Annotated in this window: 9 protein-coding genes; 6 read left to right on the top strand and 3 right to left on the bottom strand. The window is 71.3% G+C overall.

The window, feature by feature from the left end:
* Nucleotides 1–69: 69 nt before the first annotated feature.
* Entirely contained in the window at nucleotides 70–750 is a 681-nt protein-coding gene (locus tag ACFWEP_RS25985) for a polysaccharide deacetylase family protein (protein ID WP_387373366.1), read from the bottom strand.
* A 273-nt stretch (nucleotides 751–1,023) separates the two neighbouring features.
* A complete protein-coding gene (locus ACFWEP_RS25980) occupies nucleotides 1,024–1,848 on the bottom strand; it encodes a lysozyme (RefSeq protein ID WP_387373362.1) in 825 nt (274 codons plus the stop codon).
* 236 nt (nucleotides 1,849–2,084) lie between these two features.
* On the opposite strand from ACFWEP_RS25980, the gene ACFWEP_RS25975 reads away from it, so the two are divergent.
* The gene (locus ACFWEP_RS25975) at nucleotides 2,085–2,582 is read left to right on the top strand and encodes a MarR family winged helix-turn-helix transcriptional regulator (RefSeq protein WP_387373360.1); all 498 of its coding nucleotides are present in this window, start codon (nucleotides 2,085–2,087) and stop codon (nucleotides 2,580–2,582) included.
* Between the two features lie 24 nt (nucleotides 2,583–2,606).
* Here the strand turns inward: ACFWEP_RS25975 and ACFWEP_RS25970 are convergent, their stop codons facing one another.
* Complete coding sequence (locus ACFWEP_RS25970) at nucleotides 2,607–3,392, bottom strand: hypothetical protein (RefSeq protein ID WP_387373358.1); 786 nt, start codon at nucleotides 3,390–3,392, stop codon at nucleotides 2,607–2,609.
* A 365-nt stretch (nucleotides 3,393–3,757) separates the two neighbouring features.
* Between ACFWEP_RS25970 and ACFWEP_RS25965 the strand changes: the two genes are divergently transcribed.
* Genes ACFWEP_RS25965 through ACFWEP_RS25945 form a run of 5 tightly spaced genes read left to right on the top strand, consistent with a single transcriptional unit; the run spans nucleotide 3,758 to nucleotide 9,546 of the window.
* On the top strand, nucleotides 3,758–6,697 hold the full coding sequence (locus ACFWEP_RS25965) for a nitrate- and nitrite sensing domain-containing protein (protein ID WP_387373364.1): 2,940 nt from the start codon (nucleotides 3,758–3,760) through the stop codon (nucleotides 6,695–6,697).
* The gene (locus ACFWEP_RS25960; RefSeq protein WP_387373356.1) at nucleotides 6,694–7,173 is read left to right on the top strand and encodes a roadblock/LC7 domain-containing protein; all 480 of its coding nucleotides are present in this window, start codon (nucleotides 6,694–6,696) and stop codon (nucleotides 7,171–7,173) included. Before ACFWEP_RS25965 ends, ACFWEP_RS25960 begins: the two co-directional genes overlap by 4 nt.
* Entirely contained in the window at nucleotides 7,170–7,583 is a 414-nt protein-coding gene (locus ACFWEP_RS25955; protein ID WP_328719442.1) for a DUF742 domain-containing protein, read from the top strand. Before ACFWEP_RS25960 ends, ACFWEP_RS25955 begins: the two co-directional genes overlap by 4 nt.
* On the top strand, nucleotides 7,564–8,265 hold the full coding sequence (locus tag ACFWEP_RS25950) for an ATP/GTP-binding protein (protein WP_387373354.1): 702 nt from the start codon (nucleotides 7,564–7,566) through the stop codon (nucleotides 8,263–8,265). The genes ACFWEP_RS25955 and ACFWEP_RS25950 overlap by 20 nt, the downstream gene beginning before the upstream one ends.
* A 45-nt stretch (nucleotides 8,266–8,310) precedes the next feature.
* Entirely contained in the window at nucleotides 8,311–9,546 is a 1,236-nt protein-coding gene (locus ACFWEP_RS25945; protein WP_387373352.1) for a styrene monooxygenase/indole monooxygenase family protein, read from the top strand.
* Nucleotides 9,547–9,571: the final 25 nt, after the last annotated feature.

The following is a 9,571-nucleotide window of genomic DNA, read 5'->3' as shown; positions in this document are numbered from 1 at the left end:
GTACGCACCGGCCCGCCGCCCCGAGAACCCGGGGTGGCGGGCCGCTCCCGCGCGCGGCGGTGCACCGGATCAGGGTCGGTAGATCGTGCCCGGCTCGGGCTCGGCGGGGGCCATCAGCTCGGGGACGGTGACGAAGGTGTAGCCACGCTCCCGCAGGGCGTCGATGATGCCCGGCACGGCGGGCACGGACCCCTCGTATATGTCGTGGAGGAGGATGATGCCGTCCCGGCTCGCCTGGTCCAGGATGCGTTTCTCGATCAGCGCGGAGTCGGTGGTCGAGTAGTCCTTCGCGGTCGCGCTCCACAGGATCTGCGAGAGCCCCAGTTCCTTGCTGATCTCCGAGACCGTGTCGTCGGTGCGGCCCTGGGGCGGACGCATCAGCCGGGGCTTCTTCCCGGTGATCTTCGCTATGGCGTCCTGTGTCTTCTCCAGCTCGGCCCGTATCTCGTCCGGCTTCTTGTCGGTGAGGATCTCGTGCGACCAGGTGTGGTTGGCCACCTCGTGGCCCTCGTCGGAGATCCGCCGCACGGTCTCGGGGTGCTTGAGGACGTGGTTCTTGCCCAGCAGGAAGAAGGTCGCGTGAACCTTCTTCTCCTTGAGCACGTCCAGCAGGTGCGGGGTGTCCGCGCCGGGCCCGGCGTCGAAGGTCAGGGCGATGCACTTCGCGACACGGCAGTCCACCGGGCCGAGTTCGCCCTTCGCGTCGGAGCCCGCCTCCGCCCGGGCCGAGGCGGGCGCGGTGGTGGCCATGGAGCAGCCGCCCAGCGCGAGGGCGAGGGCGGCCACCAGTGCGGGGGGCAACCACCTGTGCGGGTTGGGCGTCCTTCTGGGCAAGGCGGGTCCATCCATCGGTCGGCACGGCGCGGTACAGCCGTACGTCCGGTACGGCAGCCCGGACTATACATACTGCGTATACAGCGAGTGCATAGTGGGGGCCGCGAACCGTGCGGAACACCGTGGCCCCGGCGACGACGGGCGTCACCGGGGCCACGGGCGTCCAGTGGTGCGGGATGTGGCGTCCTGTCAGCCGTTCGCCAGGGCCTGCACGCGGTCCAGAGCGCCGTTGAACTTGTCGTGGTCCCCGACCGTCGGGCCCGTCGAGGTGTACTGCCAGATCGTGTAGTAGTCCCAGCCGGCGGGCAGCGTGCCCACCGTGGTGTTGTAGCGGGCCACCCACAGCGGGTTGGTCGCGCCGAAGCCCGCGTTGTTGCCGGTGCACGTCGTCCACCAGCTGGTCGCCGTGTAGATGACCGCGTCCCGCCCGGTGCGCGCCTTGTAGGTGTTCACGAAGTCGCGTATCCAGGCGACCATCGCGGCCTGCGTCTTGCCGTAGCACTGGTCCCCGTACGGGTTCCACTCGATGTCCAGTACGCCCGGGAGGGTCCGGCCGTCCCGGGACCAGCCGCCGCCGTTGTCCGCGAAGTAGTTGGCCTGGACGGCGCCGGACGTCGTGTCGGGGGTGGCGAAGTGGTACGAACCCCGGATCATCCCGACGCCGTACGAGCCCGTGTACTGCTGCGAGAACGAGGTGTTCTTGTAGTACGTCCCCTCGGTCGCCTTCACGTACGCCCATCGCACACCGCTGCTCCACAGCGTCGACCAGGCGACGTTGCCCTGGTGGCCGCTGACGTCGACCCCTTCGGTCTGGGCCGCGGTCGTACCGGTGGGCAGGGAGCCCCGGCCGTCGTGGGCGACGACGCCCATGCCGAGCGAGGCCGTGCCCCGGGCAGGGACGTCGGCGGCCGAGGCGGCGCCGGGCAGGGAGAGGAGCAGGGAGAGTGCGGCGAGCAGGGTGCCGGCGGGAGCGAGCAGCCGGGCCGTTCGGGAACCGGATCTGTGCGCGGGCATGGGCGTGCCTCCGTGGTTCGGTGGGGGACGGTGGGAGGAACCGCGAACCGGGGTGCGTGCGGGGCCGGGCCCCGGCGGACGCGCCCCGTCACGGACGCGCCGAGCAACGACGCTACGCGCGTTGAACCGTCTTGTGGAAGAGGGCCCGGGAGCCGCCTGTGGTCTACTCCTGCGAAATACTGGCCCAGCTGCGGAAAAGGCCGGCGGCAGGGAGAAGTTTCAGAGGTGGAAAGCGCATGAGGGGTGCCGTGGTGGAGAAGGACGACAGCGGGACCGGTCCCGGCACCGCCGCCGGGGTCCCGGCGGATCAGGAGTTCCTCGCCCTGGAACACGAACTGGCCGTGATCCTGAGGCGTGCGCGCGCCACCTCGGGCGAAATGGCGCGAGAGGTCCACCCCGAACTGGAGTCCGCCGCCTACGGCCTGCTCGTACGACTGGAATCCGCCGGGCAGCAGCGGGCCACCGAGCTCGCGGCCTGGTTCGGGGTCGGCAAGGCCACGATGAGCCGTCAACTGCGCGCCCTGGAGGATCTCGGTCTGGTGAACCGTGAGCCGGACCCCGAGGACGGCCGGGCCTCGCTCGTCCACCTCACGGAGGAGGGTCTCGCCCGCTTCCGTCACGTCCGCGACGCCCGGCGGGCCCGCTACGTCCGCAAGCTCGCCGACTGGGACCGCGCCGAGGTCGCCGAACTCGCCCGGCTGCTGCACCAGTTCAACGAGCGGGCCGAGCGCTGACGGAGCTTCTTCGCCACCTGCCCTTCAGAGCTCCACCAGGACCACCGTGGCGTCGTCGTGGCGCTTGCCCCGGCCCAGGTGGACCCGGTCGGTGTCGGCCCGTTCCCGTTCCCGTACGCGGTCGATGAGGTGCTGGGGGCCCGCCGAGCGCAGCAGCCCCAGCGCGGCGTGCCAGTCGCCCTCCCTGAACACCTCGGTCCAGCGGCTCGCCCCGTCCGTCAGGGCGGCCAGCGCCCGTACTTCCGCGAGCGGCAGCCCGCCCGTCACCGCACGTGACGCGACGGCCGGATCGGCGGCGGCGGTGAAGAATCCGCCCTCCTTGTTCCGGGCCAGCGTGTCCGTCAATTCCACGGACGAGAGAGTCCCCGGCGCAAGCCGGTCCAGCCGGTCGTCCACCACCGCGCGTACGCTCCCGTCCGGGGACTCCAGCAGCAGCACCGAATCGGACAGCACCAGGTATTCGACCGACGCCTCGTCCCAGCGCGCCAGGACGACGGTTGCCTGAGGCGTCCTTACGTGAGAAAGGTCACAGGAGATGCGATGGGCGTCCGCGGTGCGTCGGATGGACTTCGCCAACACCTCCTTGAGGGTCAGATCCGGGCGTGAAGCGGACAGTTCGGCCAGCGCTCCCCCCAACCGCGAGGTGAACCAGGGCACCGAGTGCACACAACCGTCGTCGCCGGGAGGGGGAGTCACTCCGTCCAGCAGGACCAGGCACCCGCCCTGGCCGGACGCGGGGAGGGCCGCCATGGCCCAGTCCTCGTTGGGGCGTTCGGGGCTGCCGGGCGTGCCGGCGAGTTCGATGCGCATGGCAACCAGTCTGCACGACGCCTTCACATCGTCTGCATGCTGCGGATGTCACCGCGTCCCAGCAGGTCAGAACGGCCCGCGGGGCGGGCGCGGTGACTTCGGCGAGGTGCGGGCGGGCATCCTGCCAAAGCCCGCGCGGAAGGTCCACCCGGCGTGCGACGCATGGGGCGTGGCCGCGCTGGGGAGACTTGTTCGCCCACTCACGAGTGATGTTCACTCGTTCGAGTGGCGGAGCGGTCGTTGTGCGCCCCCCTCCCAAAAGGGCTGGAATGGTCAGAAGCCGGACCAGGAGTGGGAGGAGTGCGTGCATGTGACGGCGCGTCACCTCTGCTTCATGGGTGGACGAGTCAAGAATGCGAGCACCGGTGCAGAAGAAGCGGCCGCGGAGCAAGGTCAGCACTAGGGACGTTTCCGGGGCGACCGCTCCGGTGGCGGGCGGCGACAAGCGCAAGGTGCGCGTGCGCAGCCGACTCGTGGCGGGTGTCGCCGTCGTCGGGATCACCGTCATAGCGGCGGGTGCCCCGGCGGCCCTCGGCGCCTCCACCGACCTCAACGAGTCGCAGAACCTGGTGACCCTGGCCGAGCTCGACCAGCAGGCCATCACGCTCGCGCACTCCCTCGCCGACGAGCGGGACGCGGTCACGGCGTACATCGCGGGCGGCCGTAAGGCCGACTCCGGCGACGACGACGGCGGCAAGCCGGGCGCCGACAGCCTCAGCGCCCGGGTCGACCAGCAGATCGACGAGATCCGCGAGGCCGCCCCCGCCGGGCTCCGGCGGGACCTCTCCACCGTCCCGTCGCTGCGCCGTGACGCGGTCAGCGGCAAGGGCTCGGCCCTCGCCGCCCACCAGGCGTACTCCGAGGTCATCGCGAAACTCCACGACATCGCCGCCGAACTGGCCGAGACGGCCCCGCCGCGCGCCGCCGCGGCCACCCGCGCGCCGCTCGCCCTCTCCACCGCCGTCGAGCGGGCCTCCGCCACCCGGGGACTGCTGCTCGCGGCCCTCGCCGTGCCCAGCCCGGAGCCGGTCCAGGAGTACGACCCCTACACCGGACTCCCGGTGGAGAGCGACGACGACGAGAAGTCGGCCGACGACCGTGCGCGGGACGAGCTGAGCGCCGCCGCCCAGCAGGCCCGGGTCCGCGAACTTGCCGCCCTCGCCGACTTCGACCAGGCGGCCGGCGCGAGCGCCCGCGACAAGCTCTCCTCCACCGTCACCGGTCCCGAGGTCAACAGCGCCGAGAAGTACCTCGCCGCACTGACCGACAGCCCCGAACTCTCGGACTCCGACCAGGAGACCAGCTCCAAGAAGCTCTCCGCGGCCCTCTCCGCGCGCATCGACCGGATGCGCGGCGTCGAGTCGGCGCTCGGCACCGCCCAGGTGGCGCGGCTGGAGAAGCTCCGCGACGACGACGTCACCGGCCTCGAACTCTCGCTCGCCCTGCTCGGTGGCTGCTTCCTGATCGCGGTCGGCGTCTCCACCGCCGTCGCCCGCACCCTCACCCAGCCGCTCGCCGTCCTGCGTATCGGGTCCGCCCGGCTGGCCGGCGAACCGGAGACCGCGGAGGGCATCGCGTACCGGGGCCGCAACGACGAGTTCGCCCAGGTGGTCCGCTCGATCAACGCCCTGCACGAGCGACTGCTCGCCCTGCACGACGAGTTCGCCGGGCAGGCCGGCGGGGTGCGGGACGACCACGCCGAACTGATCGCCGGACGCGAGGCGCTCACCCTCCAGCGCGCCGAACTCCAGGTCCAGGTCGCCGACCTCACCGCCGAACTCCAGCGGCTTCGCAACACCGTGCACCACACCTTCGTCAACCTCTCGCTGCGCAGCCTCGGACTCGTCGAGCGCCAGTTGGGCGTGATCGAGAACCTGGAGGAGCGCGAGCAGGACCCCGAGCGGCTGGCCACTCTCTTCAAGCTCGACCACCTCGCCACCGTGATGCGCCGCCACGGCGAGAACATGCTGGTCCTCGCGGGCGCCGATCACGGCCAGGGGCACGCCGGACCGATTCCGCTGGTCGACGTGGCGCGTGCCGCCGTCAGCGAGATCGAGCGGTACGAACGCGTCACGATCCAGTCCCTGCCGCCGCACGCCCAGGTCGCGGGCTTCGCCGCCGACGACCTGAGCCACCTGGTCGCCGAACTCCTGGAGAACGCGACCGCGTTCTCCCCGCCCGACTCGCGTGTCGAGCTCTCCGGCTGGCTGCTGGAGACCGGCGAGGTGATGCTCTCCGTGCAGGACGAGGGCATCGGTATGTCGGCGGCACGGATGGAGGAGGTCAACCTCCGCCTCGCCGACCCGTCCTCCTTCCCGGTCGGGGACCCGGGGGACGACAGTGCCGGCCTCGGCCTCCAGGTCTCCTCGCTGCTGGCCGCGCGCCACGGCGTGCGGGTGCGCCTGCAGACGCAGAAGAGCGGCAGCGGCGTGACGGCGGTCGTCGTGCTGCCGCAAGCCCTGCTGCCGAAGGCCCCGCCGGCCTCCTCGCCGCCGCCGGTGAACGTGCCGGGCGGTGCGCCGACGCTGAATCTCCCGGGTTCGGTCGCCGAGGCGAACTCCAACACCCTGCAGGGCCGTTCGCTCGTGCTCCCCGCCGACGACCCGCTGATCGCCGCAGCCGAGCGGACCATCCTGGAAGCGGGCCCCGAGGCTGCCCCGCCCGCCGTGCCCGCCGCGCCCGAGGAAGCGGCGGGTGCCGAGTCCCCGGCCGAGACCACCATGCAGTTCCGCCTCCCGGCCGCTGCCGAGCCGGACCCCGCGGCCGTCCCCGGAGCGACCCCCGAGGCCCCCGCGGAGGCTCCCGAGGCGCCCGGGAACCCGTACGCCATCGGCCCCGACCGGCACGAGCGGCCCGCCGACACCGCCGGTACGCACGACCCGGCCGCCCACGACCCGTACGGGGCGCCCGAGCCCCGGCCCTTCCCGCTGCCCGGGAACGCGCAGCACGCGTACTCGCAGGAGCCGCCGGTCCCCGGGCCCGAGGCGCTCCCCACGAGGGAGACCGAGTCCGTGCCGGGTCCCCGGCAGCCCGAGCGGATCACCGACAAGGGGCTGCCCAAGCGCACCCCCAGGGTGGTCAAGCCCGCCGAGGCATCCTCCGGGGAGCGCACGGGCAGCCTGGACAAGGAAGCGCTCCGGCGCCGGCTCGGCGGATTCCAGCGAGGAGCGCGTGAGGGCCGCCGGGACGTGGAGGCGGAGATCGCGGAAGGCGTCGAGCCGGATGCGCCGGCCGCACGCACCGACCTGGCCGGCCGCCCGGACGGCCAGGAGACGGGGGACACTGTCGAGGAGGCACGCAGTTGACTGCGCCCAGCACGCTCGGGCTGAGCACCGAAGCCCGGAACCTGCACTGGTTGCTGAGCAATCTGGTGGAGGAGGTACCAGGGGTCCACTCCGTCACGGTCGTCTCGTCCGACGGGCTGATGCTCCTCTCCTCCGACCCCGGTCACCAGGCCGCTCCGGCCGCCGGGAACCAGCAGAGCCCCAGGGGTTCCAGCGCCGACCTCGCCACCATCGTCTCCGGCATCGGGTCCCTCACCATGGGGGCCGCGAAGCTGATGGACGGCGGCGGCGTCAAGCAGACGATGGTCGCGATGGAGGAAGGCAGCGTCTTCGTCATGTCGATCAGTGACGGCTCGCTCCTCGGCGTCCACGCCACCCCCGACTGCGACATGGGCGTCATCGCCTACCACATGGCGCTGTTCGTCGGCCGGGCCGGACATGTCCTCACCCCCGAACTCCGCAATGAGCTGCGCAAATCGATGGAGAGCGCCCAGTGACGTCCGCTGCCGAACCCGCCCGCAGGCTCCCCGTGCGGGGGTCCGACCGGAAGCCCGCACGGGTCCGTCCGTACTCCCTCACCGGAGGGCGCACCCGCTTCGGACACGTGCTGCTCGTCGAGACCTTCGTCGCCGCGCTGGAGGCCCCCGAGGAGCGCCGTGAACTCACCAACGGCAACCTCAACACCCGGGTCATGCCGGAGCTCCTGGCGATCGTCGAACTCTGCCGCCGCATGCGTACGGTGGCCGAGATCTCGGCCCTGCTGAAGATGCCGCTCGGTGTGGTCCGGGTGCTGCTCAGCGACCTGGCCGACCAGGGAAAGATCCGCGTGTACGGAACCGGCCACGGCGCCGGTCAGCCCGACCGCGCACTGCTCGAAAGGGTGCTCAATGGACTCCGTCGTCTCTGAGGCGAAGCTCTCCTCGCCCGGACTCACGGCGCCCGCGCCGGCCGACGCGGCGCCGACGCTGTTCACCCCGCGTCAGCCGGGGCCCGGCGACCGGACGGAGGAGTCGATCCAGGCGTGGCAGCTGGACCACACCAGGGCGCCCACCGCCACCAAGATCGTGGTGGCGGGCGGCTTCGGCGTGGGCAAGACGACCTTCGTGAGCGCGGTCTCCGAGATCACCCCGCTGAAGACCGAGGCGGTCATGACCCGGGCCAGTGAGGAGACCGACGACCTCTCCGCGACCCCGGACAAGGCCACCACCACCGTGGCCATGGACTTCGGCCGCCTCACGCTCGACGACGACCTCGTGCTGTACGTCTTCGGCACCCCCGGCCAGCAGCGGTTCTGGTTCATGTGGGACGACCTGGTGCGCGGTGCCATCGGCGCGATCGTCATGGCCGACACCCGCCGCCTCGCCGACTGCTTCCCGGCGCTCGACTACTTCGAGAGCTGCGGGCTGCCGTACATCGTGGCCGTCAACCACTTCGAGGGGTCCGACTCCTACGAAGCGGTCGACGTCCGGGAAGCCCTGAGTGTCCCTCAGCACGTGCCTGTGGTGATCATGGACGCGCGTAACAGGATCACCGTCGTCGAGTCACTGCTCACCCTGGTGGGCCACGCTCTCGACGCCACCCCTGTCTGAGAAGCGCCCCCCGATCGTCGTACCACGTAAACGGAGAACCGTCCCATGCGGAAGATACTCATAGTCGGAGCCGGTCAGTCCGGTCTTCAGCTCGCCCTCGGCCTGCAGTCGCGCGGGTACGAAGTCACCCTCATGTCGAACCGTACGGCCGACGAGATCCGGACCGGCCGGGTCATGTCGACGCAGTGCATGTTCGACACCGCCCTCCAGTACGAGCGTGACTACCAGCTCAACTTCTGGGAGACCCAGGCCCCGAAGATCGAGGGCCTCGGCGTCTCGGTCGCCGGTCCCGACTCCTCGCGGGTCATCGACTGGGTCGGCAAGCTGGACGGCTACGCCCAGTCGGTGGACCAGCGGGTGAAGATGGCCGGCTGGATGGAGACCTTCGCCCAGCGCGGCGGCCAGCTCGTCATCCACGGTGCGGCCGTCTCGGACCTCGACTACTTCTCCCGCACGTACGACCTGGTGATGGTCTCGGCCGGCAAGGGCGAGCTGGTCTCCATGTTCGGCCGGGACGCCTCGCGTTCGCCGTTCGACGCCCCGCAGCGGGCGCTGGCCGTCGCGTACGTGCACGGCATGGGCCCGCGCCCGGAGCACCCGGAGTTCGACGCGGTCCGCTGCAACCTGGTGCCGGGCGTCGGCGAGCTGTTCGTGATGCCGACCCTGACGACCTCGGGGCGCGCGGACATCCTGTTCTGGGAGGGCGTCCCGGGCGGCCCGCTCGACGTCTTCCAGGGCATCAAGGACCCCTCGGAGCACCTGGCCAAGACGCTGGAGCTCATGGAGCGGTTCACGCCGTGGGAGTACGCCCGCGCCACCAAGGTCGAGCTGACCGACGCCAACGGCACCCTCTCCGGCCGTTACGCGCCGACCGTCCGCAACCCGATCGGCCGGCTCCCCGGCGGCGGGCTGGTGCTCGGCGTGGCCGACGTGGTCGTGGCCAACGACCCCATCACCGGACAGGGCTCCAACTCGGCCTCCAAGTGCGCCAACGCCTACCTGGAGTCGATCATCGAGCACGGCGACCGCGCGTTCGACGCCGACTGGATGCAGGCCACCTTCGACCGCTACTGGGACACCGCCCAGCACGTGGTGAAGTGGACGAACGCCATGCTCGGCGTCCCGCCGGAGCACGTGCTGAACCTGATCGGCGCCGCCGGTCAGATGCAGCCGGTCGCCGACCGCTTCGCCAACGGCTTCAACGACCCGGCCGACTTCGACAACTTCTTCTTCGAGCCGGAGAAGACGAACGCGTACCTGGCCTCGGTCGCGGGCGCCTGACCCGCACCGCTTCCCCTTCTGGCAC

This window comes from Streptomyces sp. NPDC060198 (assembly GCF_042728415.1).
In the GTDB taxonomy this organism is placed as follows: Bacteria; Actinomycetota; Actinomycetes; order Streptomycetales; family Streptomycetaceae; genus Streptomyces.
The sequence above is the reverse complement of the archived record's forward strand: the minus strand, read 5'-3'. Positions and strand labels throughout refer to the sequence as shown.